Origin of the sequence: Mesorhizobium sp. NZP2077 (genome assembly GCF_013170805.1) — a bacterium.
Taxonomy (GTDB): Bacteria; Pseudomonadota; Alphaproteobacteria; order Rhizobiales; family Rhizobiaceae; genus Mesorhizobium.
On the sequence record NZ_CP051294.1, the window covers coordinates 210,756 to 237,060 of the forward strand.

General features: G+C 59.4%; 18 protein-coding genes and 4 pseudogenes. 9 read left to right on the forward strand and 13 right to left on the reverse strand.

Features of this window, described 5'->3' with window-relative positions; all coding sequences use genetic code 11:
* Positions 1-4 precede the first annotated feature (4 nt).
* Positions 5-3,205 carry a sialidase family protein gene (locus HGP13_RS36870; protein ID WP_172235144.1) on the reverse strand — a complete coding sequence of 1,067 codons (3,201 nt, stop codon included), beginning with the start codon at positions 3,203-3,205 and terminating at the stop codon, positions 5-7.
* 833 nt (positions 3,206-4,038) lie between these two features.
* On the opposite strand from HGP13_RS36870, the gene HGP13_RS36875 reads away from it, so the two are divergent.
* Entirely contained in the window at positions 4,039-4,494 is a 456-nt protein-coding gene (locus tag HGP13_RS36875; RefSeq protein ID WP_172235145.1) for an Lrp/AsnC family transcriptional regulator, read from the forward strand.
* Between the two features lie 314 nt (positions 4,495-4,808).
* On the forward strand, positions 4,809-5,768 hold the full coding sequence (locus tag HGP13_RS36880; protein WP_172235243.1) for an aminotransferase class IV: 960 nt from the start codon (positions 4,809-4,811) through the stop codon (positions 5,766-5,768).
* A 321-nt stretch (positions 5,769-6,089) separates the two neighbouring features.
* Here the strand turns inward: HGP13_RS36880 and HGP13_RS36885 are convergent.
* From HGP13_RS36885 to HGP13_RS36895, 3 pseudogenes are all read right to left on the reverse strand, one after another.
* A pseudogene (locus HGP13_RS36885) lies at positions 6,090-6,311 on the reverse strand (IS110 family transposase); the annotation flags it as partial.
* Positions 6,312-6,317: 6 nt separating this feature from the next.
* A pseudogene (locus tag HGP13_RS36890) lies at positions 6,318-6,812 on the reverse strand (integrase core domain-containing protein); the annotation flags it as partial.
* Positions 6,813-6,873: 61 nt separating this feature from the next.
* Positions 6,874-7,041 (reverse strand): annotated as a pseudogene (locus HGP13_RS36895) (transposase); the annotation flags it as partial.
* 201 nt (positions 7,042-7,242) lie between these two features.
* Here HGP13_RS36895 and HGP13_RS36900 point away from each other — a divergent pair.
* Genes HGP13_RS36900 through HGP13_RS36910 form a run of 3 tightly spaced genes read left to right on the forward strand, consistent with a single transcriptional unit; the run spans position 7,243 to position 9,676 of the window.
* Positions 7,243-7,716 carry a transposase gene (locus tag HGP13_RS36900; RefSeq protein ID WP_167481077.1) on the forward strand — a complete coding sequence of 158 codons (474 nt, stop codon included), beginning with the start codon at positions 7,243-7,245 and terminating at the stop codon, positions 7,714-7,716.
* Entirely contained in the window at positions 7,697-8,050 is a 354-nt protein-coding gene (gene tnpB / locus HGP13_RS36905) for an IS66 family insertion sequence element accessory protein TnpB (RefSeq protein ID WP_120019434.1), read from the forward strand. Before HGP13_RS36900 ends, tnpB begins: the two co-directional genes overlap by 20 nt.
* 54 nt (positions 8,051-8,104) lie before the next feature.
* Positions 8,105-9,676: an IS66 family transposase gene (locus tag HGP13_RS36910; RefSeq protein ID WP_172235146.1), complete on the forward strand. Its 1,572-nt coding sequence runs from the start codon at positions 8,105-8,107 to the stop codon at positions 9,674-9,676.
* 704 nt (positions 9,677-10,380) lie between these two features.
* Here HGP13_RS36910 and HGP13_RS36915 read toward each other — a convergent pair.
* Genes HGP13_RS36915 through HGP13_RS36940 form a run of 6 tightly spaced genes read right to left on the reverse strand, consistent with a single transcriptional unit; the run spans position 10,381 to position 17,366 of the window.
* The gene (locus HGP13_RS36915; RefSeq protein WP_172235147.1) at positions 10,381-11,820 is read right to left on the reverse strand and encodes a CapA family protein; all 1,440 of its coding nucleotides are present in this window, start codon (positions 11,818-11,820) and stop codon (positions 10,381-10,383) included.
* A 50-nt stretch (positions 11,821-11,870) separates the two neighbouring features.
* Positions 11,871-12,926 (reverse strand): dipeptide ABC transporter ATP-binding protein, encoded by a 1,056-nt coding sequence (locus HGP13_RS36920; RefSeq protein ID WP_109670693.1) that lies wholly within the window; start codon positions 12,924-12,926, stop codon positions 11,871-11,873.
* On the reverse strand, positions 12,923-13,930 hold the full coding sequence (locus HGP13_RS36925; protein ID WP_109670695.1) for an ABC transporter ATP-binding protein: 1,008 nt from the start codon (positions 13,928-13,930) through the stop codon (positions 12,923-12,925). Before HGP13_RS36925 ends, HGP13_RS36920 begins: the two co-directional genes overlap by 4 nt.
* Position 13,931: 1 nt before the next feature.
* The gene (locus HGP13_RS36930) at positions 13,932-14,813 is read right to left on the reverse strand and encodes an ABC transporter permease (protein ID WP_109670697.1); all 882 of its coding nucleotides are present in this window, start codon (positions 14,811-14,813) and stop codon (positions 13,932-13,934) included.
* A 1-nt stretch (position 14,814) separates the two neighbouring features.
* Entirely contained in the window at positions 14,815-15,756 is a 942-nt protein-coding gene (locus tag HGP13_RS36935; RefSeq protein WP_109670699.1) for an ABC transporter permease, read from the reverse strand.
* Complete coding sequence (locus tag HGP13_RS36940; protein ID WP_109670701.1) at positions 15,756-17,366, reverse strand: ABC transporter substrate-binding protein; 1,611 nt, start codon at positions 17,364-17,366, stop codon at positions 15,756-15,758. The genes HGP13_RS36935 and HGP13_RS36940 overlap by 1 nt, the downstream gene beginning before the upstream one ends.
* A gap of 761 nt (positions 17,367-18,127) precedes the next feature.
* Here HGP13_RS36940 and HGP13_RS36945 point away from each other — a divergent pair.
* A pseudogene (locus HGP13_RS36945) lies at positions 18,128-18,415 on the forward strand (PhzF family phenazine biosynthesis protein); the annotation flags it as partial.
* 467 nt (positions 18,416-18,882) lie between these two features.
* Here the strand turns inward: HGP13_RS36945 and HGP13_RS36950 are convergent.
* The 3 genes from HGP13_RS36950 to HGP13_RS36960 form a co-directional block, all read right to left on the reverse strand.
* Entirely contained in the window at positions 18,883-20,262 is a 1,380-nt protein-coding gene (locus tag HGP13_RS36950; RefSeq protein WP_109670703.1) for an aspartate aminotransferase family protein, read from the reverse strand.
* A gap of 36 nt (positions 20,263-20,298) precedes the next feature.
* The gene (locus HGP13_RS36955) at positions 20,299-21,792 is read right to left on the reverse strand and encodes an NAD-dependent succinate-semialdehyde dehydrogenase (RefSeq protein ID WP_172235148.1); all 1,494 of its coding nucleotides are present in this window, start codon (positions 21,790-21,792) and stop codon (positions 20,299-20,301) included.
* A 135-nt stretch (positions 21,793-21,927) separates the two neighbouring features.
* A complete protein-coding gene (locus tag HGP13_RS36960; protein WP_172235149.1) occupies positions 21,928-22,419 on the reverse strand; it encodes an Lrp/AsnC family transcriptional regulator in 492 nt (163 codons plus the stop codon).
* A 261-nt stretch (positions 22,420-22,680) separates the two neighbouring features.
* Between HGP13_RS36960 and HGP13_RS36965 the strand changes: the two genes are divergently transcribed.
* Genes HGP13_RS36965 through HGP13_RS36975 form a run of 3 tightly spaced genes read left to right on the forward strand, consistent with a single transcriptional unit; the run spans position 22,681 to position 26,283 of the window.
* Positions 22,681-23,808: a betaine/proline/choline family ABC transporter ATP-binding protein gene (locus tag HGP13_RS36965; protein WP_246707506.1), complete on the forward strand. Its 1,128-nt coding sequence runs from the start codon at positions 22,681-22,683 to the stop codon at positions 23,806-23,808.
* 1 nt (position 23,809) lies between these two features.
* On the forward strand, positions 23,810-25,321 hold the full coding sequence (locus tag HGP13_RS36970; RefSeq protein ID WP_172235150.1) for a proline/glycine betaine ABC transporter permease: 1,512 nt from the start codon (positions 23,810-23,812) through the stop codon (positions 25,319-25,321).
* The gene (locus HGP13_RS36975; protein ID WP_109670715.1) at positions 25,318-26,283 is read left to right on the forward strand and encodes a glycine betaine ABC transporter substrate-binding protein; all 966 of its coding nucleotides are present in this window, start codon (positions 25,318-25,320) and stop codon (positions 26,281-26,283) included. The genes HGP13_RS36970 and HGP13_RS36975 overlap by 4 nt, the downstream gene beginning before the upstream one ends.
* Positions 26,284-26,305: the final 22 nt, after the last annotated feature.

The following is a 26,305-nucleotide window of genomic DNA, read 5'->3' on the forward strand; positions in this document are numbered from 1 at the left end:
CGCGCTAGTTCCTTCCGATCCCTATTGGCTCGACGCCGGCGCTCCTGAGAGCGAGGTTGAGCGCGGCAGCCTCTTCCTTCCCCGCGTCAAACTTTTTGATTTCGGCATCGACCTTCGACACGATCTCATCGGCGACTTGTCGGGCGGGCTGCGTCGGCGCCTCGTCGGCAACGGCCACCACGCTGATGAGGTCAACCAGCTTATCCTTCAAGCCAGGCGGGTTCCGCTCTTGGTCTAGCGGCGTCTCCTGCTTGATGTCGATCAGCGCTCCCTCGATTGCCTCAAGCTGTCCAGCCAAGGCTTGAGCACGATCCCCAAGCGGAGTGCGCTTTTCTCCAAGCCACTTCTGCATATCCGCCATCTGTCGCTTCATCAGGCGAATATGATTGACCGTCTGATTGAGCGCAGAAAGCCTGCTGAACAACTCTTGTAGGAGCGCGAACTGCTCGGCGAATTCCTTCTCAGTCGTAACTACCCTTGGATCCTTGACGACGGAGAAGCTGACGATTTGATCCTTATCACCTGTTTCGAGCCGAACTCTATAGCTGCCTGGAATGACAGCAGGGCCGCTCGGATCCTCCCTCTCCGCCGCGAGAGCCTTGTACTTCGGGGTCTCCAGCGATCGGTCTAGCTGGGCCGCTCCCGGATATCTGAGATCCCAAACGAAGCGGTTGAGGCCAGCTTTCGTGCCGAGCTTCGAGTGAAGAGGAATGTCTTTGTCATCGCTTGAAAAGCTGGTGATGACGTCGCCGCGAGCGTCCTGGAAGGTCAGTTTAATCGGGTGTTCCGCATCGCTGGCCAACCAATAATTGATGATCGCTCCGTCCGGCGGATTCTCACCGCAGTCGAGATAGCGACGATCGCTTCGCCCGTCGTCGAACTCCACGACTTCTTTGGCGGCGCCTATGCCCCAGCCCATGTAGCCGATACCGGGTTTGGAGATGCCGACTTTGGAGAAACTTTGCCCAGCGGCCCATGCCAGCTTGGTCCGGATTGCAGAACGTGGGTTCATCAGCTTTACGTCTTTTTGATCGGCATCTAGTTCGCGCAGTGGGGTAATGTCATCGAGGATCCAGAAAGACCGGCCATGGGTACCGACGACGAGGTCGCTTCCTTTGATCTTCAGATCGTAGACAGGAACGATGGGCAAACCCCCAGCCATACGGGACCAATGCGTACCGTCATCGAGACTGAAGAAAACTCCGGTTTCAGTGCCGACGAAAAGCAGTCCAGAACGAATTGGATCAGCGCGTAACACACGAGTTATTTCGGCTTGCGGGAAGTTGCCGTTGATCGATTGCCAGCTCTTGCCTCCGTCCTTGGTGCGAAAGAGACAGGGCCGGTAGTCTGAAAGTTTGTATCGCGTGGCCGCGACATAAACGGTCTCTGCGTCGTGCGGGGAAATTTCCAGGCATCCCACATAGGCTAGTTCGGGCATCTGCTTGGGAGTGACGTTGCTCCACTGTGTTCCCTCGTTCCTTGTCACGTGGACAAGGCCGTCATCAGTAGACGCCCAGATCTCGCCTTTGCGGTGCGGAGACTCCATGAGCGAAGCGCACGTCGCATGAACCTCGGCACCCGAGTTGTCGCGGGTCAAGATGCCGCCCGAATAGTCCTGCCGAACGGGATCGTTGAGGCTTAGATCCGGCGACATGGCTGTCCAGCTCGAGCCTTCGTCGCGGCTGCGGAAGACGTGATTGCCCCCGGCATAGAGCGTCTTTGCATCATGCGGAGAGAAAGCAATCGGGAAAGTCCAACCGAAACGGTAGCGCATGTTCTTTGGCGCTTCACTGACCGTGTATTCCGGCCAGACGTTGACCACGCGGATCTGGCGAGTGCGATGGTCATAACGTTGCAGAGCCGAGGTGCTGCCTGGGCTTGAGCCGATCGCGCCGCAATAGACGATATTGGGATCCTTGGGATCGACGACAATGAATCCACTCTCGCCGGTGCCGGGATAGGTGCAGTCGCCCAGTGGAATGACACCCCACTCCGAAGCGCTCGGAACCGAGATCGCGGTATTGTCCTGCTGCGTGGCGTAGACGCGGTATGGATACTGGTTATCGACGTCGATGCGATAGAACTGCGCCGTCATCTGGTTGTAGATCGATGACCACGTTGTGCCGCCATTGAACGTCACACAGGCGCCGCCATCATTGCCTTGAATCATCCGCTTGGGGTTTGCTGGGTCGATCCAAAGGTCGTGATTGTCAGGGTGCGGTGTCGTCACTTCGGCAAAATTTACCCCGCCATCACTCGACTTCCACATCTGCAAATTGTTGACGTAAACTGTGTCGGCGTGGCGGGGATCGGCGAAGACATGTGTGTAGTAAAAAGGACGATGCATCAGATCACGGTTCTGCGAGACCTGTATCCAATGGTCACCATGATCATCAGTGCGATACAGCCCGATTCTGTCGCCCTCAGCCTCAATAAGCGCGTAGGCTCGCCCGGATTGGGCTTCGGAGACGGAAACACCAAGTTTCCCGAGTGGGCCGTCGGGTAAGCCGTTCCGCCCGGACAACTCCTCCCAGCTATCACCCCCGTCCAGAGACCTGAACAGTCCGCTTCCCGGCCCGCCGCTGCTCAGGTTCCAGAAGTTCCGCCGTGTCTGCCAGATAGTGGCAAGAAGGATGCGCGGGTTGTTAGCATCCATCGAGATGTCGACTGCGCCGGCGTCGGGGCCGCGATCAAGGACCTTCTGCCAAGTCTTGCCTCCGTCCTTGGAGCGAAATACGCCGCGTTCCTCGTTGGGTCCAAACGCATCGCCGAGTGCAGCAACAAAGACGATGTCGGGATCATGCGGATGAATGCAAATCTTGCCGATGTGTCGGGTGTCTTTCAAACCGAGATGAATCCAGCTGCGACCGGCGTCGGTCGACCTGTAAACGCCGTCGCCGTAGGAGACATCGTTGCGGATCGTCGTCTCGCCCATGCCCACATAGATGACGTTCGAGTCCGAGCGGGCGACCGCCAGCGCACCGACACTTGCGCTGGAAAAGTAACCGTCGGATATGCAGCGCCAATAGACGCCGCCGTCTATTGTCTTCCACACACCCCCGGCACAAGCACCGAAATAGAAGACCATCGGCTCGTTGGGGTCTCCCGCCACCGCCACAACACGGCCGCCTCTGGCTGGTCCTATGCATCTCCACTTAAGCGCTTCGAGGTGCTTGGGGTCCGTTACACGGATCGGCGTCGACATTGCACTACCTCCCGATGTTTAGGTCGTTACCATAACGCGCTGGCTCGTGTTGAGGGGTTTGGGTATTCACAGCGCCGAGACCGCTCCTAAGCGCTCGAGTGCATCGCAACGGACGCGAGTTCCATATCTTCTCATACAGCTACCCTTTGGTCCGCCTGCCCTGCCAACCGTCTGGAGCCGATCAGCCTCCAAGCCGAATGCAAATCGAATCCTCCATCGTGCCTGCGAAGGATGGTGCATCGGAGCGCGGGCTAGGCACCAATCCACAAGTAGCCCTGAAACAAATGTGCCAGAAAGCGCTTCGGTTTGAAACGCCGCCGGCTTTGTGACCCGCGGTAGAGCGGACGCTCAGTGGTAGCGTCCGTTGCATTGACAGCGCACGTGCATGTCCGCCCTGGCACAGGGATCCAGGCGATACCGGTGTCTGCAGAGCAAGCGCGCATATGGCTGATACAAGGCGAGTTTCTTGGTGAGGAGGAAGGACATTTTGTGCACCGCGAGTATCAACTCGAGAGCTCGAACAGAGAAGCCACCGCGAGGCTATGTCTTACAGACGTAAAGCAGTCATTCACTTGGTCCATGGCACCTTCAATCACGCTGGTATTGATCACCTCTTGCTAACGGCCCGAAGATGTGCGGACCCGCCAAGCAAGCCAAGGCACTCTGGTGCAAAGCTCAACAGCAGTACGGACAAGATTGTAGGCAAACCAGCCCGACCTATGAAACGAAAGGCTCACCGCAGGACCAAGAATGAAATGGAGTCGCCATTCATTTGGATATTGCAATAAACAGTCCGAGAGGCTATGCGATCGCATTGCTGAGCCAAGGGGAACATGATGGACGATCTCGATCGGCGGATCCTCGCAGCGCTCCAGAAGAACAACCGTCTGTCGTTTGCCGAGATCGCGGACCTTGTCGGTTCGTCGGCGGCCTCGTGCATGCGCCGCGTTAACAGGCTGCGCGCTGACGGCATCATTGTCGCCGATATTTCGCTTGTGGACCCGAAAGCGCTCGGCAAATCGCTCACTGTCGTCGTCACAGTAGAGCTGGATCGCGAGCGACTGGATCTAGTCGATGACTTCAAGCGAGCCATGCGCGCGGCACGGGAGGTGACGCAGTGCTATATGGTAACGGGCGATGCGGACTTCGTGCTCATTGTAGCAGTTGAGGATGTGGAGGCTTTCGACGTTTTTGTTAAGACAAAGCTCTACACGAACCAAAACGTCCGCAAATTCAAAAGCATGATCGCTTTGGACCGTGTGAAATTCGAGCCTAGGATTTTGCTCTAGCTAGTGTTTGGGCTGATCCGTTTCCATCACTTCCTGTAGGTTTTTGAAGCGCGCGTTGCGCGCACATGGCAACTTTGATCGCACCCCACGCGAGCAATCTGCGATTGAATCTATGCGGCCAACTAATCAGGCTGTCAGGATCAAAGGGGCGCCGACCGTGCACGTCGCTGCGCGCGACGACCTAAAGCATGGTCAAGGGCCCCATCAACACTCGAGCCAGCGAACTGCGAAGCCCGCGGGCGGTTGCAGCTGCTGGCTCCAAAGATAACTGGGCGGCGGATCGCCTGGTCGTCGCGGACATGGAGCGAAAAAGAATGACGTTTGCCGCTAGCGAGTCCGTGTCGGCTCCACCAATCGTCGAGCAGCACCACCGAGATCATCGATTCTATCCCTCGGGTGTGGCTTTCATGGACGGACAATACTTGCCCGTGTCGGAAGCCAAAGTTTCCGTACTAGATTGGGGGTTTCTGCACTCCGACGCAACCTATGACACGGTCCACGTTTGGGATGGCCGATTCTTCAGACTTAACCTACACCTCGATCGGTTCTTCCGAGGGATGGAACGTCTACGCATGAAGCTTCCTTACAGCCGGGCGGAGATCGAGGGCATCCTTGCCAACTGCGTTGCTCTTTCCGGTCACAAGTCCGCCTATGTTGAGATGATCTGCACTCGTGGCGCCTCGCCGACCTTCAGCCGCGATCCGCGCGAGGCGGAGAACCGTTTCATCGCGTTCGCGGTGCCGTTCGGGTCCGTCGCTAACAAGGAACAGCTCGAGCGCGGCCTGCACATCGCCATTAGCGACACGGTGCGCATCCCTCCGAAATCAATTGACCCTACTATCAAGAATTACCACTGGCTCGACCTCGTGAAAGGTCTTTTCGATGCGTATGACTCTGGAGCAGAGACGGCTCTGGTCGTCGATGACAACGACAACATCGCCGAGGGCCCCGGTTTCAATGTCTTCACCGTCAAGGACGGCCGTCTCCGGACACCGGGCTACGGGGTCCTCCCGGGCATCACGCGCCAGACGGTGCTCGATCTCTGCGGCGAGCTCGCCCTGACCGCTACCGTCGGCGACGTCGCACGTGGCGAGATCAAGGCTGCGGACGAAGTGTTCATCACCTCTACCGCCGGAGGTGTCATGCCGGTGACGAAAATCGACGACTCTGCAGTCGGCGATGGTACGGTCGGCGCCGTCACCCGCCAGTTGATGGATCTCTATTGGAAGAAGCACGCCGATCCAGGCTGGTCGACCCCGGTGTCGTATGGCTGATCCCGCCGCGTAGTTGGCTATGTGATTTACCGCCTCTAAGAGCCTTCTGTCATGGCGGTCGTTGAGGTCAAAGTGCTCCTGTACTTTTTCTCGGACCGTTCCGCGGGTCACTCGCTTCTCTTCGCGGTCGGCGCTTGGGCCGCCGCATGACGGGGTCAGGACAGCGAGGCGTCTCAATCTGTTTCACGACCTTGCCGAGTTTTGGCCTGCAGGTTCCGGGGCTCTTAACGAGATCGCCTCGCCCATCGTCACACGGAACGATCCGGGCATCGCCCGTTCGGGCGAAAGCTTTGCTTTTGCTCCTTCGGTGTTCGTCGCGGCTTACGCCTCCAGCGGGGCAGGCTCCTTTCCAAAGCGGAACTCGGTCGCGTCGGCCCACATGCGATGCAGGATAACCGCCAGCTTGCGGGCCACCGCCATGCCGAGGCGTCTGGCGATGTTCATGCCCCAGGCGCGCAAGCTCGACCATTTCTTCGAGCGCACGAGCTGGGAATGCGCCGCCTCGTAGAGGGCGGTGCGGGCGAGTTCGTCGCCGAAGCGGCTCTCACCGGACTGGTAGCGCAACTGCGTCAGCGGCCTCGCCTTGTTGAAGTCCTGCCTCCATTCGGCGATGGCGCTTCGGGCGTGGTCGAGGCTGAAGAACAGGCTCTCGTTCAAGAACTCATCGCGCATCCGGCCGTTGAAGGATCCATTTTGCATCGGCTTGCCCGGCGCGATGTAGTGCCATTCGACGCGGTGATCGTTCGACCAGGCGAGGATCGCGTTCGAGGTGAACTCCGTGCCGTGATCGGAGACGATCATGTCCGGCTTGCCCCGCTGGACGATCAGGTCCGTCAGTTCGCGAGCAACGCGGCGACCGGAGATCGAGGCGTCCGGGATCGCGGCAAGGCATTCGCGGGTCACGTCGTCGACGATGTTGAGCACGCGGAAGCGTCGTCTGCAGGCGAACTGCTCATGCACGAAGTCGAGCGACCAGCGCGCGTTCGGCTTCGCCTCGACCAGGATCGGCGCCCGCGTGCCAACCGCGCGGCGTCGCCCCTGGCGATCGGAAGCCCTGCATAATACGCTCCCGTTTTTGCAGCGGCACATACGAATTCTCCGCCCGTAGCCCCAGATGCGCTCCCACCGCCTGCGAGGAGCCGAACCGCTCCGGCCGGTCGATGGTGGCGCGGAAGGCGAGCGCGGTGATCGGCCCGACGCCCGGCGCACTTGTCAGCCGCCGGCAGACTTCCTCCTCCCGGACGATGTCGAGAACCTGCTTGGTCAGGCGGGCGAACTCCTTAGCATGACGACGTCAGGCCCTCCTCGCGGTAGAGCCGGTAGATGCGGTTGATCCCCGATGCCTCGACCCGCGCCGGAGCAGGATGAACAATCGTCGATAGCCGAAACGTCGTAAGCGCGAATTTCCCCGCACCTTTTGCTGTTGAGCGCTCTGATGCATGAGGTGTCCACCAAAATAGGTGGACACCAAGTGATGGAAGAAGATGAGCAGAAACTGCGGGTGAGGCTTGTCGGTCGGAACGGGCGACGCCGATACGACCCCGCATCGAAGGACCGTCTTGTCGCGGCCTGCCTTGAGCCTGGCGTGTCGGTATCGAGGCTTGCGCTCGAACATGGGGTCAATGCGAACCTTCTTCGGAAGTGGATAAAGAAGCGCGCGGAGACCCAGTCCCTCCCGCCGTCCTCACCACCGGCGTTCATCCCGGTTCAGATTGAAAGTGCTGCCGATCGGGCCCTGTCGCGACAGAGTAGTATGGCTGCGGTGGATTTGCCGGCGACCTGTGATGAAGTGCGTGGGTCGGAACCCAAAAGGGCTGCATCTTTTCCCTCTCCAGCCAAGATGAGCGCGTCGCTGCCGAACGGCGTGAAGCTGACGCTGGAATGCGGTGATGTGGATGCGTTGGCAGCCGTAATCGGAGCGCTGTGTCATGTTCACACTGGGCGCTAATTTGAAAGTCTACCTGCACCGCGAGCCGATCGACTTTCGGGCCGGGATCAACAGCCTTGCGGTTTTGGTTCAGGAGACGATGGCGCTCGACCCGTTTGCTCCGGCGATTTTTGCGTTCTGCAATCGCCGCCGCGACCGGATGAAGCTCCTGTTCTTCGATCGGTCGGGCTTTGTGCTGGTCCTGAAGCGGCTGACCGAGGACAGGTTCAGGTGGCCGCGCCGGGAGGCTGCGGTCGTCCAGCTTACGACCGAGCAATTGCACTGGATTCTCGACGGCATCGATATTGACGCAATGGTCCGCCATCCGGTGCGGCAATATCAGGTCGCAGGCTGACGGCTCCCGAATTGTGCGGTTGACGCGGCGGCATGCTTTCGATTCAAGAATCTGATGAATCGACCCGGCGAACCGACTGTTGAAGAGCTGATGGCGCGCATTGCTGCGCTGCAGGCGCAGAACCGTCAACTCGCCGACCGGGTCGTCAAACTCGAGGAAGAGTTGGCGCTTGCGCGGCTGCATCGTTTTGCGCCGAAGAGCGAAAAGCACATTGACCGCCTCTTCAATGAAGCCGAACAGGCCGCGGATGAGGAAGACGCCGACAGCGAAGATGGCGATGTCGTTGTCCTGCCGGACACGGGCTTGCCGGCGAGCGAAGGGGCGACGGGAAAGAAGCGCGGCCGCAAGGCCTTGCCGGAAAACCTGCCGCGCGAGCGTGTCGAGTATGACCTTCCCGACGCCCAGAAGGCTTGTCCTTGCTGCCGTCACCAGATGCATCGCATGGGCGAGAGCGTTACCGAACAGCTTCATATCGAGGTGAAGGCGAAGGTCCTGCAGAATGTGCGGTTCAAATATGCTTGCCGTCATTGCGACCGCACCGGGATCAACACGCCGGTCGTGATCGCGCCGATGCCCACGCAACCTTTGCCGGGCAGCATCGCTACGGCCTCGACGCTGGCCTTTGCGCTCGTTCACAAATACGTCGACGGCACGCCGCTCTACCGCCTGGCGCAGGCCTTCGAGCGCGCCGGTGTTCCTGTCAGCCGAGGCGCTCTGGGCCACTGGGTGATCGGCTCGAGCGAAAAGCATCTCTCCCGCATCTATGACGCGCTGAAGCTGCGGCTCAGATCGCAGCCCCTCATCCATGGTGACGAGACCACGGTCCAGGTGCTGAAGGAAATGGACAGAGAGGCCGCCAGCACGTCATATATGTGGGCTTACCGGAGCGGCGAGGACAGTGACGAGCCGATCGTCCTGCTCGATTATCAGCCGGGCCGCGGCCAGATACACCCGCAGGCCTTCCTCGGCGATTACCGCGGCATAGTGATGAGCGACGGCTACACCGCCTGGCGCACGCTGGAGGGCGCAACGCATCTTGGATGCATGGCCCATTCCAGGCGGCGCTTTGTCGAGGCCCTCAAGGCGAGAAAGAAGGGTGGCGGGCCGCCGGAACAGGCGGTCCGGTTCTTCGAACAGCTCTATCGGGTTGAAAGGCAGGCGCGGAACGAAATCCCCGATGACGGCGAAACGCGAGATCACTGCATTCGCCGCTTCCGCCAGCAACATAGTGTCCCCGTCCTCCATGCTCTCAAGCTATGGCTCGACGACATCGCCCCGAAAGTCTTGCCGGACAGCAAGCTCGGCGACGCCGTGTCCTACACCTTGAACCAATGGGATTATCTGACGCGCTACACCGGGGACGGCAGCATGCCGATCGACAACAATCTTCTCGAGCGTGACATCAGGATCTTTGCCACTGGCCGGAAGAGTTGGCTGTTCAGCGATACCGTCGACGGAGCCAGGGCCAGCGCCGTCATCTACAGCCTGATGTTGACCTGCCGCGCCTGTGGCGTCGAGCCGTTAGCGTGGCTGCGCCACGTCCTCACCGAATTGCCTCAACGCAACGAGGACGCTGATATCGACGATCTGCTGCCCTTCAACTTCGCCAAAGCCGCCGCAGCCTGACCCGACGCGTCCGTCTGAAAGCGATCAGTTGTTGCAAGGGCCGTCAACGTGCGGGGAAATGAGCGCTTACGAAACGTCTGCGCTCGTTGGCGAGGTCGCGCAACCTTGTGCGCAACTCCGTCTCTGGCGGACGCCGGGACCGATAGCGGACCATCCTGCTCGAGGCCGGCGTCAAGCTCGGCACGCCGTCGCGCACCGCCTTTGCCGGCCGCGTGCGCGAGCTGGCCGGCGCCGACGCCTAGGTAATGGCGATGGTCGAGCCACTGCTTGCGATCCTCAGCGGTGCGGAAGCGACGCTGCAACGCTCCGTCTCGATCTTATTAGCACTCAGAAATCTCTTCGTCCCAGCCCGCTCACACCGCTCCGCGTTCGAAATTCACCACCACCGCCTCCAGGCCCTGACGGCGTGGAAAACCGTGATTTGGGACCAGGTGAATCGGCGCCGCAGGCCTTATCGCGTTCTAATCTAGACAACGTGACATCGCCCTGTCGTCATCACCGCCAAAGTGATGCGCGCGGTCTTGTCTCCCAGCGCGACGATTGCGACGTGGATATGGCGTTGAGCGGCGACCCACGCTCCACTTGCCCGACCATAACAGCGGTCATAATATCTCGTCGTTCTCCCCAAACCGAATGACGGCTTGGTCGCGGAGGCCGTACATCTCATTACGTGCGAGACGATCGGCGATTTGTACGCTGATGCTTCAAGCTCTAATGAATGCACCCGAACCGCGTCGTTGGTCCAAGTTCGGCTGCAAACGGATCACTCCGACGCCTTTATCGATCTCAATTGCCGTGCCGAGCGACTTAGAGAGTTCCTGAATTCTCTTTAGAATTGAGTGCCCTTGCGTCGCTGGAGCTATACGCGGAACTCCGCGGTTGGCGAACCTCTCCAAGCGACGGAGCTCAATCGGGTAGAGCCGTATCTCAGCGATTTGGTTGTCCTCGAAACGGCTCACGCTGATGACGCTCTCATAAAACTCTGCCTCGCGAAGCGGTATAAAGCCTTCTGCCGACGGATATCCTACCGCCATTTCGTGAGCGCTTACCTCTGCATCGGTAGCAACCCGAGGATCCTTACCGTGTGCGTCGAACATGTCCGCACCCACTGGCGATCTTAAGTCCTGATTGAAGAAATTGCCCAATGCATAAAAAATTGGTCTGCCCTTGTAGATTTCGATACCCCTGACGTGATGAGGCCCATGATTAATATATACATCCGCTCCGGCGTCGATCAGTTTGCGCGCAAATGCTTGTTCGTAGTCAGCCGGTTCTCGGCTGAACTCGCCCGGCTCATGCCCGTGGTTCGTAGCTATGCAGAAGTCGCCGAATTGCTTACCCTGGCGCACGTTGCGAAGAATATTGTCAACGTCCTGCGCATTCGGTTCAAAGCTGTAGCCCGGCTTTTCCCCTGCTTTGAATACTACCTCTCCAAATGGCCATTGAATGGCCACACAGGAGGCCTTTTTGGGAGGGGGAGCATACCAGGGAAGGGACTCTCGCACACGCCTTAGGTTCTCGAGCATCTCTGACGAGACGACGATGCTTTTCGCCAAACGAAGGGGATTAAGGCCTGGTCTGCCGGGGGCCTCGCCCGCAGGATCGCCCGCACGAGCCATGGGCTCGAACGTAGCCGCAAAGGAAACCAACGCCACTCTACCACGTGGGGTTTCCAGGAAGCGGGCTGCACCGGCCTGCGCTAGATTCTCCCCGGCGCCTGCATGGACGATCCCGTGGTCATTTAGGGCGCGACTCGTCTCGCGCAAACCTTCAACGCCCCAGTCAAGTGTATGGTTATTCGCGCGGCTCACGATATTGAAACCCATTGTGCTCAGATCGGGTGCAACTTCTGGAACACTGATCAGGTAGGCTCCGCCATATTCAGCTTGAGGGCACCCCTTGGACTGAACATCCAAGATATTAGTCTCCAAATTTCCAAAGACCACGTCGTTGCCATGAAAAATCTTGAGGACCTCATCCAGCCCAGGGTAATAGCCTTTTGTTACAGGCCGTCCGTAAAGAAGATCGCCGACCGCAGCCATTGTGAAACCATCAGCAACATTTGTTGCAATAGAACCAACCTCGTCAAAACGATCATCGCTGTCAGTTGGATGAACGTCGTTTTCGCCTAAATCTTTCTGCATATGGTCTTCCACTTGTATGAGTGGCGAGAATCGCCTTGCCAAAAGTCTTCTTATCCAGAGATCGAGCTGTGCGATTCTGAAACCAGAGCGAGTTGATCCCCGGCAATTACATTCGATTGCTCCAAGAGATCGGTAACCGGAGCGCGCACATGACAGGCGACGACGCGCCCGTCCGCCATCGGCACCAGAGGCGGTACGTCGATGCGGCAACGCTCGACCGCGATCGGGCAGCGTGGATGGAACGCGCACCCGCTCGGCGGATTGATAGGGCTTGGTACCTCGCCCTCGACGGGCGCCTCCAGCCGAACCCGCGTCGGATCAGGTATCGGGGCTGCCGCAATCAGCGCCTCCGTGTAAGGGTGGACAGGTTTGGCGAAAAGGGCCTCGCAGGGAGCGAGCTCGACGATCCGCCCCAAATACATGACCGCGACGCGATGGCCGATATGCTCGACGACGCCAAGATCATGCGAGATGAAGACAAAGGCAATGCCCATCTGCTGCTGGAGATCCAGAAGCAGGTTCAGGATCTGTGCCTGCACGGAAACATCGAGGGCTGAGACCGCCTCGTCGGCGATGATGAGCGAGGGCTGAAGAGCCAGGGCCCGCGCAATGCCGAGCCGCTGCCGCTGGCCGCCCGACAACTCCGACGGGAGCCTGTTCATCATCTCGGGCGACATGCCGACCTTTCGCAGAAGCTCCGCGGCAAGTGCTTTGCGCTGTTTCCGGCTGAGGCGTTCAAAATTCTCGACGGGCTCAGTAATGATCTTTTCAACGGTCAGGCGTGGATTGAGCGACGAGTAAGGATCCTGGAAGACCATCTGCATCCGCCGGCGCCAGGCGCGAAGAGCATTCTTCTTGAGGCCGGCGATATCGGTGCCGTCGATCAGCACGCGCCCGGCAGTCGGTTCGACGAGCCGCATCAGGAGCCGCGCGACCGTGGACTTGCCGCAGCCGGATTCGCCGACGATGCAGAGCGTCTCGCCAGCCTCGACCGAGAAGGATACATCCTCCACCGCCCGCACCACCGGGATGGTCTTGTTCAGGAACCCAGTACCGAGCGGATAATGCTTGGTCAGGTTCTCGACTTTCAGCAGAGGACCGCTCATGCGCCCATCACCTCTTCAGCGCGCCAGCAAGCCGCCCCATGCCCGGGCACGACATCTCGCAAGATGGGCGTTTTCTCGCGGCAAATGTCGATCGCGAATGGACAGCGAGGCGCGAAGCTACATCCCACGATCGGCTCGCGCAGACTGGGCACGATACCGGGGATTTCCGGCAGGCGGCGCTGTCGGCCGCGCCGCCGATCAGGCACCGAGCGCATCAGGCCCTGCGTGTAGGGGTGCGAGGGCCGCGCGAACAGATCAACTACGCTCGCCTGCTCCACGATGCGGCCGGCATACATGACAATCACGCGTTGGCATGTCTCGGCGACGACGCCCAGATCGTGCGTGATGAACATGACCGCCGTTCCTGTACGCTCTTTCAGTTCAACCACCAGCCGCAGGATTTGTGCCTGGATAGTGACGTCGAGCGCAGTCGTAGGCTCGTCGGCGATCAAGAGTTCCGGCGAGCAGGCAAGCGCCATGGCGATCATGGCACGCTGTCGCATGCCGCCCGACATTTCGTGGGGATAGTTATTCACCCGACGCTCGGGGTCTGAGATGCGCACGAGACGCAGCAACTCTTGTGCCTTGGCCATGGCTTCTGATTTGGTGGCCTTGGTGTGGATCTGCACCGCTTCAGCGATCTGGTGACCGACCGTGTAAACCGGGTTCAGGCTTGTCATCGGCTCCTGGAAGATCATGGCGATCCGGTTGCCGCGGATGCCTCGCATCTCACGCTCGGAGAGTTTCAGGAGGTCGCGTCCGTGAAAGCGGATCTCGCCGCCGACGGTCTTGGCGGTGAGCTTCGGCAGCAGGCGAAGGATCGACAGCGCGGTGACGCTCTTGCCGCATCCGGATTCGCCGACGACGCCGAGCGTTTCGCCTCTCTTAACCTGGAAGCTAATGCCGCCCAGCGCGCGGGTGATGCTTTCGTCGCCGTAGAAGTGGGTCTCAAGATTTTGGACATCGAGAAGCACGTCATTGGCTATTGTCGTATGCATCAGCATGTCAGCGTCTCCGCTTCGCGCGGGGGTCGAATAGGTCGCGCAAGCCATCGCCGAGCAGGTTGACGGCAAGAACCGTGACAGCAAGGCAGATGCCTGGGGCAAAGATAGTCAATGGCGCGATGGCGAGATACAGTCGTGAACTGGCGATCATGTTTCCCCAACTGGGGATCTCGGGCGGTACGCCCACGCCGAGGAAACTCAGGGCGGCCTCGGTCAGTATCGCACTGGCACACACATTGGCGCCCTGGACCATCAGCGGCGGGATGGTGCTCGGCAGGATATGCCGCCACAATACCTTCGGCAGGCGCGCGCCGCCACAAACCGCGGCCTCGACATAGGGACGTTCACGCACACCTAGAACGACTGAACGGACCAGCCGCGCGACACCCGGTAGTTCGGGGATGGCGATTGCGACGATGAGGATGCCGATGCCCGGGCCGGTCAGCGAAATCAGCGCAATGGCCAGCAAAATCGTCGGGATCGACATCAGGCCATCCATCACCCGCATCGCGACACTGTCGAAGGCGCGGCTGTATCCGGCAAGGATGCCGATCAAAAGCCCACCCACGGCCGCGTACGCCGCCGATATCAATCCCACCATGAGGGAGATCCGGGTACCGAACATAGTTCGCGCAAACACGTCCCGGCCCAGATTGTCGCTCCCGAACCACATCTCGGGGGATGGCGGTTGAAGGCGTTTGAAGGGATCCATATTCAGTGGATCGCCGGCGTAAAGTGGTGCTGCAAGCGCCAGCACGATTAACAAGGTCAGGAGGCCCCCGCCTATGAAGACGAGAGGATGCCGCTTTGCCAGACGGGGAAGGTCGGATAGGCGCTGCCGGCCTATCGGCACGGTTTCAACGGGTGCGGAGAGGAGCGTCATATCAATACCGGATTCGAGGGTCGATCAGGGTGTACCCAAGATCGACGGCGAGATTGACAAGGACATACATGCCAGAAGCAAGGATCAGCACGCCCTGGATGATGGGATAGTCGCGGTTGTTGATCGCATCGACAGTCAGGCGGCCGATACCAGGGACGTTGAACACGGTTTCGGTAATGACGACGCCGGAGATCAGATAGGCGAAACATAAGCCTACGACGGTCAGGATCGGTACACCGGCATTCTTCAATGCATGGTGGAAAAGCATAGCGTAGGACGATGCGCCCTTTGCAGCGGCCGTTCGCATATAGTCTTCCGACAGAACCTCCAACATGCTGGCGCGCGTGATCCGGGCGATGAAGGCAATATAGCCGAGACTCAGAGCCAGGGTTGGCAGGATCAGGTGGTCAAACCACGGGCCGATGCCTTGACCAATCGGCTGGTAGCCCTGGACCGGTAGCCAATGCAAGTTGATTGCGAACCAGTATATGGCAAAAAAGCCGATGACGAATACCGGGACAGAAAAACCCAGTGCCGCGAAGGCAGAAAGCATGCGGTCGACGAGCCCGCCGGCCCGCCATGCGGCAACGATGCCGAAGGAAACGCCGACTGTTACCGAAACGATCATCGTCAGCATCGAAAGAGAAAGAGTCGGTTCAAGCCGCTGCCCGATGAGTTCGAGCACCGGTCGTCCGGCAAAGATGGAAGTTCCGAAATCTCCGCCGAGCATGTCGCGCACCCAACGGATGAACTGGATCGGCATGGGATCGTTGAGGCCCAGCTTTTCTCGGATGCCAGCAATCATCTCCGCCGTGGCTGACTTGCCGGCGATGATAGCAGCCGGGTCGCCTGGCGCCAGCCTGAGGAGCAGGAACACGAACATCCCGACCATCGCCATGACGGCGATGGCCGAAACCATCCTGCGAAGGATGTAGGCAGCCATCAGGCAGAAGTCTTCTGCATGTTCCACATCGGCACGATCGCAGGCACACCGATGAGGCCCGTGAGGGTCTTGCGGCGCGCGATCGGGGAAATGTATTTTCCCAACCTCACATCGCCGACGAAGTCCCACCAGATTGCTTGCATTTTTCGGGCAAGCTCCTTGCGCTCTTCGAGTGTTTGGACATCCGCCAACTTACGCCTAAGAGCCTCGTATTCGTCGTTATTCGGCCAGCCGTACCAAGCCTTATCGCCATTGGCGGTCAGGAGTGGGTCCGTCAGAGGGTTGCCAAGGGAGAAATCCATTTCAGATGTGATGAACATGCTCCAGCCACCGTTCTCAACGGGCCCCTTGTTCGCGCGTCGTGTCGTGACACCACCCCAGTCCATGGGTGCCAACTCGGCGTTTACTCCTACTTTCTGCAGCGCCGCCGCCAGAAGCTGAGAGGCATTGTCTCCCTCGTGCCAGTCCGTCGGATCGAGAATGACCACCTTCTGCCCGGCATATCCAGCTTGCTTAAAAAGCTCTTTTGCTTTTTCTGGATCGCCGCCCTTCTTGTACCATCCGGTATTCTCGCCGTTAGACAATAAGGTATCTTTACCGAATATCGAAGTGACAGAGTCGATGTATTTTGGGTCAGGGTACATGGCGCGCATGAACGCCTCCTGATCGATCAGGTGAAGCACCGCTTGGCGCGCTTTTACGTTGTCGAATGGCGGCTGCAGGAAATTCATGCGCACGAGCGCGTCCTGGCCCGCCTTATCCAGAACTTGAAGAGCAAGATTGGGATCGCTCTCGATCGACGAGTAGAAATCGGCAGGAGGCAACTCGAAATAGTCAATCTCACCGGCTTGTAAGGCCGCCATAGCCGTCTGCTGGTCGGCGATAACATCCCAGACGACTCGGTCGACCTTGACGACCTTCCCGCCAGCCATCCCGTCCGACGGCTCCTTACGAGGGATGTATTTTTCATTACGATCGTAGGTGATGCTTGCGCCGGGCTTTGCGAGAGCTTCATTGAATTTGAAAGGCCCCGATCCAATCTTTGTCGTCACTTGTTCGCTAGCGGGATGGCTGGCATCCTTCTCGCGCATGATGAACAAGCATGGGGGAGTTAGATCTGCCAAGAGATCGATCAGAAGCCCAAGCGGCTCCCTGAGCGAAATTGTGAAAGTCTTATCGTCCTTTTTCGAGATGTCGCTAGCCCGTTCCAAGAGGAGCTGCCCGCCGGGTGCCACTTGGCCCCAGCGATGGATCGAAGCGACGCAATCCGCGGCGGTAACGGAGGTGCCGTCATGCCAACCTAGGCCGTCCCGCAGCTCGAAAGTGTAAGTCTTCTTGTCGTCGGAGAGCCCCCACCTACCCACCATTTGTGGTTGAGGCATGAACTTCGAGTCGACTGAAAACAGCGTGTCGTAAATCGCCGCGCCGTGGTCGGCAGTGATGTTTGTCGCCGTCCAGATGGGATCGAACACGCGCAAGTCGGTAGACTTCACCATGCGGACCGTACGGTCGGGGGCTGGCTGTGTCTGCGCCCGGAGGATGGATGAGACGGATATGGCCGCTCCCGCAGCAATACCCGCCTTGAAGAGAGTGCGGCGAGAAAGTGTCATGACGATTCCCCTTTGGAGTTATAGCGCAGTTGGTTCGCGCGCCTCATTTTGACTTGTTACGCCGCCACCTACGGTTTCCTCACTAAGCTAACGAGCTATCGGTGGAGCATTTAAATCACTACTACCATCGTGAGCCAGAGTTCGTGCAAAAGGCATCGATCGATGAAATGCATGCCCCACACTGCGGCGCAATTTGAAATGACGTCAAGCATCACGGTCGGGGAACGGGATCCCGTATCCCACGAGCCGTACCGCACCGTGTGAACGACGACCTGGTAAGGTGGATATCCTAAGCTCCGCCATGAAACTGGCTCAACGTCATCGTCGAGGCAACCTAAACCCTACGCCACACCATCGGGTTCACGTCCTTCAGCATATGCGGAATTATAGGATGAAAACCTCATCGTCCGAGGCTGCCGTCTCTTCGAGCGTTTTGTTTGCTGCCCGTTTTGCCCTCCTCACATCCGCCGGCGTGCGCTTCCGCTCCGAGGGCGATTACAAGCTTGCCGCCAATGATGGAATATGGTGATGACCCAGTTCAATGGATTGCCGCGCAGCAATGGTCGAGCGGCAAGGTCGGGAGTTATGGCTGCTCTTCTTGTCTTCCCTGGCGGCCGGCCACCAAGACGTTGCTACCGCAGCTCGTCGAGGCGCTGAAGCAAAAGGGATCGGCAACATAATCGTGGTTTGCGACGGCGTCGTGCCCCGTCAGGACTCTCAATTTCTTGTCGAGCACTGTGTGGCGGCTGTCTTCGGCCCCTGTAGGCCTCGTTCTGACGGGGCAGGAGGCCGAGAGCGCGAAGGCACACTTCGTGTCCCGCTACTTCGCGCCAGGTGCAGGTATACCCGAAGACCCGGTTACGGGGTCGATCCATGCCACACTTGTTCCCTATTGGGCGAAGCGGTTGGGTTGCGACTAGCTCTTAGCTTATCAGGCGTCGGCCCGTGGGGGTTGGCTCGTCTGCGAATTGACTAAAGATCGTGTTTTCCTGTGTGGGAATGCTGTGACCTTCATGGAGGCGGAAATTTCTATTCCCAATGCTGCTTAATGCAAGGTTGTTGATCTGGCGTCAGGCGTGTTCTGTCCGAAGCAGCCCGGTAGCATAAAAAGCTGGGGGCCTCGTCGGCTCTACGTTTGCGTCTCGAAGCCGAACTCGGCCCCAAGCAGGCGACGTCGCAAACCGTCCCAGGCCAAATGGAACAAGATGCCGATGCCCGGACCGCCCGTGAGGATCGGCATCGGTGGCGGCTACGTGCGCAGTTGGACCAACAGACCGACCAATCGAGGTGATCGTCGGCAAATCCGTGCCCGAGGATGGGCCGGCACGGCGCTTTGGCTTCGTAGCCGGGCACGACGAAAAGCAAAAGGCCGTTTACACGAGCTGTTGGTCAATCAGGGCATCGTGATGAACCAGGAGGTGACCTTCATGTCGGATGGCGCCTGCAATCTGCGAGACCTCCAATATTACATGCGCCCCAACGCGGAGCACTTTCTCGACTATTTCATGGCTGGATGTCAGATACTTGCAAACACGCTGTTCACGGCGTCGGCGGTCCTGGCGACGATTGTGTCGGCCTCCTCACGCGTCAGGCAGAGCGGCGGCGCGAAGCCGAGAATGTCGCCCTGCGGCATGGCGCGGCCGATGACGCCGCTCGCCGCAAGCGCCGTAGCAATCTGCGGCCCGACCTTCAGCGACGGATCGAAGAAGACGCGGTCGTCGCGGTCCTTCACGAACTCGACCGCGGCCAGCATGCCGTCACCGCGCACCTCGCCAACGTGTTTGTGGCCGCCGACGGCCTTGGCGAGCTCGGCGCGGAAATAGGCGCCGGTCTCGCCGGCGTTCCGCACCAGGTCCATCTCGTCGATCAGTTCGAGATTGGCGACACCCGCGGCAACGCAGATCGGATGCGCCGAATAGGTCCAGCCGTGGCCGAGCGAACCGAGCTTGTCGGAACCCTGCACCAGCACCTGCCACATCTTGTCCGCGACAATCACGCCCGACAGTGGCGCATAGGCCGAGGTCAGGCCCTTGGCGATGGTGATCAGGTCCGGCTTGATGCCATAGTGGTCGGAGCCGAACATGGTGCCGAGCCGGCCAAAGCCGGTCACCACTTCGTCGGCGACCAGCAGCACGTCATATTTTTTCAGCACGGCCTGGATCTTTTCCCAGTAGGCGGCCGGCGGCGGCACGATGCCACCAGTACCGAGGATCGGCTCGCCGATGAAGGCGGCGACGGTGTCAGGGCCTTCGGCGAGGATCATCTGCTCGAGCTTGTCGGCGCAATGTTGCGAGAACTGCTCCTCGCTCATCGAGCGGTCGGCGCGGCGGAAATAATACGGCGCCTCGGTGTGCAGGATCGGCGCGCGCGGCAGGTCGAAGGCGTTGTGGAACAAGTCGAGCCCGGTCAGCGAACCGGTCATCACGCCCGAGCCGTGATAGCCGCGCCAGCGCGAGATGATCTTCTTCTTCTCGGGTCGTCCCAGCACATTGTTGTAGTACCAGATCAGCTTGATGTTGGTCTCGTTGGCATCGGAGCCCGACAGCCCGAAATAGACCCGGCTCATGCCCTGCGGCGCGCGGTCGATGATCATCTTGGCAAGCCGGATTGACGCCTCGGTGCCGTGTCCGACATAGGCATGATAGTAGGCGAGGTTTTTTGCCTGCTCGGCGATGGCATCGGCGATCTTCTGGCGGCCATAACCGACATTGACGCAATAGAGGCCGGCAAAGGCATCGATGCTCTTCCTGCCATTGTTGTCCCAGACGGTGACGCCTTCGCCGCCGGCCATGATGCGGGTCGGGCTTTCGCCGCGCGCGTGCGTGCCCATATGCGTCGAGGGATGGAAGAAGTGATCGCGATCCCAGGCGGCGAGTTCGTTGGACTGGTCGAGCATTCTTTTTGACTCCTTGAAAGACAAAGCGGTCGCAGCCTACGCCACGTCCAGGCAGAGGTATTTGAGATCGGTGAAGGCTTCGAGCCCGTGGCGCGATCCTTCGCGGCCGATGCCGGATTGCTTGACGCCCCCGAACGGGATTGGCGCGCCCGTGATCTTGACGCGGTTGATGGCAACCATGCCGTAGTCGAGTGCGCGGCCCATGCGCTGCTGGCGGGCGCCGTTCTCGGTCACGACATAGGCGACCAGGCCATATTCGGTGGCGTTGGCGCGGGCAATCACCTCGGCCTCGCTGTCGAACGGCGTGACGGCCGCGACGGGGCCAAAGGTCTCTTCGCGCATGATCAGCGCTTCGTCGGCGACATCTACCAGCAGCGTCGGCTGGTAGAACAGCGATCCCGCCGCGTGAAGCTTGCCGCCGGCAAGGCAGCGCGCGCCGCGGGCGAGCGCATCGGCGACCTGCTCCTCGACCTTCTTGATGGCGCGCTCATGCATCAGCGGTCCGATTTCGGTCTCATCGGCAAGCCCATTGCCGGTTCGCAGCGTCTCGATGCGCCGCGCAAAGGCGGCGCAGAAACGGTCGTAAAGCGAGCGCTGCACATAGATGCGGTTGGCGGCGAGGCAGTCCTGACCCGATGTGGCGAACTTGGCATCGATGGCGATGCTAACCGCTTTCTCGAGATCCGCGTCGGCAAACACGATCAGCGGCGCGTGGCCGCCGAGCTCCATCACCAGCCGCTTCATCGTCGGCGCGCTCTGTGCGGCGATCAGCCTGCCGATTTCTGTCGAGCCGGTGAAGCTCATGGCGCGAACGCGCGGGTCCTCGCACATCCGACCGACAATGATGGAAGCCTTTCCGGTAACGACGTTGAAGACGCCGGCGGGCAGCCCGGCGCGCTCGCCAAGCTCGGCAAGCGCCAGCGCGGACAGCGGCGTTTCCGAGGACGGATGCGCGACAATGGTGCAGCCGGCGGCGAGTGCTGCCGCCGCCTTGCGGGTCAACATCGCCGACGGAAAGTTCCATGGCGTGACGATGCCGACGACGCCGAGCGGTTCGCGCCGCGCCATCATCTCGGCCCCGGGCAGGTGGCTGGTGACGCTTTCGGCATTGAGGCGTTTGGCTTCTTCGGCGTACCACTCTACGAAGGATGCGGCGTAGTCGATCTCTCCCAGCGACTCCTTAAGTGGCTTGCCCTGTTCCAGCGTCATCAGCAGCGCCAGATCGTCCCTGGAGGCGACGACCAGCTCGAACCATTTTCGCAGGGTTCTCGACCGCTCTTGCGGCAGCAATGCCCTCCAGGCTGGAAAGGCGCGCGAAGCGGCGTTGATCGCCTTCGTTGTCTGTCCGGCATCGAGTGCGGCAACGAAGGCGACGGTGGCGCCGCTGGCTGGATCGGTGACTTCGAAGCTTTCAGCAACCTCGCTCGCCGTCCACTGTCCATCGACATAGGCGAGCTCGCGCAGCAGCCGACGATCGACGAGGCGGTCGAGTGCGTCATGGCGGATCGTGCGGGCAACGTGCGCGGACATGGTGGAGGCCTCCCGGATCGGACTGATACAGGGAGACTATTCGCCATCGGCAGACAGAGAGGCTGTTTGGATGCCTACGTGAAGAGAGATTCTCCTTATTGCGCGCGCCGGCAAGAGAATATCACTCTGGTTCCGCTACGAATGTGGTGGCAGCAGGTCGGCCAACGGCAAGACGGTCTCATCCTTCACCGTCTTGGTGACTATGTAAGTGAAGTAGCGGTCGATGCCGATCTCCCGCTCGAGCAAGGCATCGACCAGCCTCTGGTAGGCGTCGACATCGCGCGCCATAACCTTCAGCACATAGTCAACGCCGCCGCCCACCGACCAACATGCGACGATCTCGGGGACGTCGCGGATCACGCGCTCGAAGCGATCGAAGTCGGCTTGTCGATGGCTGGCCAGCGTCACTTCCATCAGCACGGTGGCGACCGGCGCCACGACACGCATGGCGATGCGGGCGTGATAGCCCGAGACGATGCCGGCCTTTTCCAGCTTGCGCAGCCGCATCCAGCACGGCGTCGGCGACAGGCCGACCTTGTCGGCCAGCGCCAGCTTGGTGATACGGCCATCGCGCTGGATGGCGTCGAGGATTTTCAGGTCGATCGGGTCAAGTTTTGCGGCGGTCATCAGTAAGTTTCCTGACCTATAGGCCAGCCCATAAGGCATCGAACTCGTGTTTGTGACCCTAGCCCAGCCTGCCCGCTAGCGCCCGGTAAAGTAATTCAGATCTTAGCATTCCCCTCTCATTCTCGCATCTAGACAGGCGATGTGTGGCGGCGATTTTACTGGTCACCGCGCGGTTTAGCAGCTTAAAGATCGCGAAATACGCGCGAGAAGTGCGCTCGGCGCTCAATATACTGTCAGCTAACAAGGGGAACAAAACGGACCATGACGAATTTCGCTGATGCTATGCACAGCAGAAGCCACGCTTCGGCCTTCGAGGAAGGTCAGCGAGTTGGCAACCAACTGGGCGTCGACCAGCGCGAACCAGTGGTATCCTGTTCCAACGTGTGGAAGATTTTCGGCACCCGTGCGCCGGAGGCTATGGAGGCTATCTTGGATGAAGGCCTCGGTAAGGACGAGGTTCTCGCGCGCTTCGGGTGTGTCGTTGCGGTCAGAGACGTAAGTTTTTCGATCAAGAAGGGCGAAATCCTTGCGATCATGGGCCTCTCCGGAAGTGGCAAGTCAACGCTCGTCAGACATGTGAACCGTCTCATCGAAGCGACAACCGGGATAATTCGCCTCAATGGCGTTGACATTTCCAAGGTTACGAGTGCGGAGCTCCGCTCAATTCGCTCCAAGCAGGTCGGGATGGTCTTCCAGGATTTTGCCCTCCTGCCCCACCGGACAGTCAGGGACAACGTCGCCTTTGGCCTTGAACTGCAAGGCGTGTCAAAGCGTCAGCGCTGGGCAAACGCTCAGGCCGCAATCGAACAGATGGACCTCAAGGGGTGGGAAGACCGGGTTCCCTCCGAGCTCTCTGGCGGTATGCGCCAGCGCGTCGGAATTGCGCGAGCTCTGGCTGCCGATCCGTCAGTCTTGCTGATGGATGAGCCGTTTGGAGCACTTGATCCGCTGATCCGCCGGGATCTGCAGGACCAATTCCTGGCGCTCTCACGCGACCTCGGAAAAACCACTTTGTTCATCACGCACGACCTGGAGGAAGCCTTCCATCTGGGTGACCGCATCGCGATCATGAAAGACGGCGCGATCGTCCAACTCGGAACGGCTGCAGACATCATTACCTCGCCGGCAGATGCCTATGTTGCAGACTTTGTCCGCGGCATCTCGCGCGTTCCCATCCTTACCGCGCGTCACGTGATGACTCCGGCAAATTCTACTGAGCCCCCCCACGTTGCAAACGCACCCGTCGCCACACTTGAAACGCCTCTGGCGGAGTTGATCGCCACAGGCGCAAAAACCCGCTCCGACATTGCAATCGTGGATCAATCCGGACGTACCGTCGGAATGGTGACAATAGAGACGATGCTGTCCGCAATGAAGGAAGTCCGCTGACATGACAAGGTCATACAGGGAGCAGGACTGGTCGAGTTCAATCGCCGAATTCACGGGCGTCAACAGCAGCTACTACCAAGGTAAGTTTGCGGACCTCTTTGAGGGAAGCCGCGCCAGACTCAGACCCAATTGGGCAGCCGCCATAGTAGGTCCATTGTGGGCTGCTTCACGCGGCTTGTTCGGGGCGTTCCTGGTAGCAGGGCTGGTCGAGATTGCCTTGGTCATCGGCATTGTCTTCCTGAGCACCGGTGGCCTCAGCGTCGACAACATGTCGCGTGCTCAGTCACTTGAAAAACTTAGTGAGGCGCGCCTCACCCAGGCGAATGACGAGCGCCAGAAAGGGAATGAGGCGGCGGCGAACCAGATGCAGGAACTTTCGAAGTCGCTCGCTCAGTCAGCGGCGAACGAAAGAGCAGTTGCCAACGACAAGGCTCGGGCCGCAACGATGCTAATCGTCTCAACTATCGCAGGCCTGCTAGGTTTGCGGGCGATTTTTGCAGTGGCAGGAGATTGGCTCTATTCGCGCCAGTACATGCGCTGGCGGCGGGACCGAGCCACGCCATCAAGACGCAGCTATCAGCGTGTCGTGGCCTGTGGGCTCTTGTTAGTCATCATCTACGTCGTCGCGCTTTTCGGCGCCAAAGTACCACAACTTGCCAGTACGCTGGCCATCCAGACGAACACCTCAGAGCTGGCAGGTATTACAGCAACTGCCCTCGATCGATTTTTTACGTCGATAACACAATCGGGCCGGTCGATCTTTGATGCGATTACAGGAAGCATCTCGGCACTAGTCGCCTCGGTGGAAAGCCTTCTCGAAGGACTTCCGTGGATTTGTACGATCCTGGTGGTTGTCTTTGCTGCATGGCTGCTTGCGGGCTCTGGAACCGCAGCGTTCACCGGGGCAGGATTGGTTTACCTGGCTCTTTTCGGTTTCTGGCAGAAGAGCATGGTTACGATCGCGCTTTTGGGAACGGCGGCTGTGTTGGCGCTCAGCATAGGCATTCCCTTGGGAATTATCTGCGGCAAGAGCCCAAGGGCGTACCGCATATTCCGGCCTATGCTCGATCTCATGCAGACGATGCCCGCGTTCATCTATCTGGTGCCCATCATCGCATTCTTTGGCATCGGTAAGACGCCGGGGGTCTTGGCCACGATTATCTTCGGAATGCCGCCGGTAGCGCGCCTGACAGCTCTGGGTCTTCAGCAGGTACCGCTCAGCATCAGGGAGGCGGCCGTCGCGTTCGGTGCGACCCCTTGGCAGAGTCTGGTGAAAGTCGAGTTGCCGCTCGCCATGCCGTCGATCATGGCAGGGATCAACCAGACGATCTTGATGTGTTTATCGATGGTGGTGATTGCTTCGCTCATTGGCGCCGGCGGCCTGGGCGAGGATGTTTTGCAGGCACTGCAATTCGCGTCCGTCGGACAAGGTTTCTTGGTGGGGGCGGCAGTGCTGATCTGCGCCATCATCTTGGATAGGCTCATACAAGGGAAAAGGAGTAATAACCAATGAAGATCAAGCTTTCGATGCTCGCTCTTGCCGTCGCAATGGGGTTGGCCGCACCGGCAGCGGCCCAGGAGAAAATCAAGATCGGATCCTCCAATTGGCCATCGCTCCAGGCGATGTCCAGTGTCCTGAAGGAAATAACAGAAAAATACTTCGGTGCGTCTGCCGAGGTGGTCAACAGTACACTGCCTATCATTATGGCATCGATGGATAAAGGCGAGATCGATATTCTGCCAGAAATCTGGTCTCCGAACCACGACAGTCTGATCAACACCTACGTCAAGGAAAAGCAAACCGTCAAACTGGGCAGTTTGACTTTCCCTTCAATTTCCGGGATGTGCACCACGCGTCACACGCAGGAGAAATTCGGCGTGAAGTCGATCTATGATCTGTCGCGTCCCGAGATCGCAGACGTATTCAGGTCGGCTGCAGGCGGCAAGCCGAAACTTTGGGTCGGCCCTGCCGGCTGGAGCTCGTCAAAAACCGAGCTTATCCGTGCCCGAGACTACGGATATGCCGACCTCTTTGAACTGACGACTGTCGAGGAAAGCCTTGCGATTGTGGACTTGGAACAGGCGATAAGAGCTGACACGCCATGGATAGGCATCTGCTACACCCCTCACCCGACCTTCTCCCGCAAGGAGGTCGTAATGCTCGACGAGCCGCCGCATGACCCGGCGAAGTGGAAGATTGTACAGCCCGACCAGAACCCGAACTGGCTTGCGATGTCATCGTCGACGACCGCCTGGGCTCCGATCTCGGTCAACATCGCCTATGCCAAGGAGCTGGAAGCAAAGGATCCGAAGCTTGTCGCACTCCTCAACAACATCACGCTTGATCCGGCTGAAATCGCCCAGTGGATCGATGCGGTTGGCACCAAGAAAATCGATCCCGACACCTTCGCGAAGGACTGGGTCTCGAAGAACGACGCAAAAATTCTCGGCTGGATGGCAGGCAAAGCCCAATAGGCACTAGAGTCAGAAAGTTGAG

Bases quoted from the DNA above. Each gene is read 5' to 3' on its own strand.
- HGP13_RS36870 (WP_172235144.1), bottom strand. From the start codon at position 3,205: ATGTCGACGCCGATCCGTGTAACGGACCCCAAGCACCTCGAAGCGCTT.
- HGP13_RS36875 (WP_172235145.1), top strand. From the start codon at position 4,039: ATGATGGACGATCTCGATCGGCGGATCCTCGCAGCGCTCCAGAAGAAC.
- HGP13_RS36880 (WP_172235243.1), top strand. From the start codon at position 4,809: ATGACGTTTGCCGCTAGCGAGTCCGTGTCGGCTCCACCAATCGTCGAG.
- HGP13_RS36900 (WP_167481077.1), top strand. From the start codon at position 7,243: ATGGAAGAAGATGAGCAGAAACTGCGGGTGAGGCTTGTCGGTCGGAAC.
- tnpB (WP_120019434.1), top strand. From the start codon at position 7,697: ATGTTCACACTGGGCGCTAATTTGAAAGTCTACCTGCACCGCGAGCCG.
- HGP13_RS36910 (WP_172235146.1), top strand. From the start codon at position 8,105: ATGAATCGACCCGGCGAACCGACTGTTGAAGAGCTGATGGCGCGCATT.
- HGP13_RS36915 (WP_172235147.1), bottom strand. From the start codon at position 11,820: ATGCAGAAAGATTTAGGCGAAAACGACGTTCATCCAACTGACAGCGAT.
- HGP13_RS36920 (WP_109670693.1), bottom strand. From the start codon at position 12,926: ATGAGCGGTCCTCTGCTGAAAGTCGAGAACCTGACCAAGCATTATCCG.
- HGP13_RS36925 (WP_109670695.1), bottom strand. From the start codon at position 13,930: ATGCTGATGCATACGACAATAGCCAATGACGTGCTTCTCGATGTCCAA.
- HGP13_RS36930 (WP_109670697.1), bottom strand. From the start codon at position 14,813: ATGACGCTCCTCTCCGCACCCGTTGAAACCGTGCCGATAGGCCGGCAG.
- HGP13_RS36935 (WP_109670699.1), bottom strand. From the start codon at position 15,756: ATGGCTGCCTACATCCTTCGCAGGATGGTTTCGGCCATCGCCGTCATG.
- HGP13_RS36940 (WP_109670701.1), bottom strand. From the start codon at position 17,366: ATGACACTTTCTCGCCGCACTCTCTTCAAGGCGGGTATTGCTGCGGGA.
- HGP13_RS36950 (WP_109670703.1), bottom strand. From the start codon at position 20,262: ATGCTCGACCAGTCCAACGAACTCGCCGCCTGGGATCGCGATCACTTC.
- HGP13_RS36955 (WP_172235148.1), bottom strand. From the start codon at position 21,792: ATGTCCGCGCACGTTGCCCGCACGATCCGCCATGACGCACTCGACCGC.
- HGP13_RS36960 (WP_172235149.1), bottom strand. From the start codon at position 22,419: ATGACCGCCGCAAAACTTGACCCGATCGACCTGAAAATCCTCGACGCC.
- HGP13_RS36965 (WP_246707506.1), top strand. From the start codon at position 22,681: ATGACGAATTTCGCTGATGCTATGCACAGCAGAAGCCACGCTTCGGCC.
- HGP13_RS36970 (WP_172235150.1), top strand. From the start codon at position 23,810: ATGACAAGGTCATACAGGGAGCAGGACTGGTCGAGTTCAATCGCCGAA.
- HGP13_RS36975 (WP_109670715.1), top strand. From the start codon at position 25,318: ATGAAGATCAAGCTTTCGATGCTCGCTCTTGCCGTCGCAATGGGGTTG.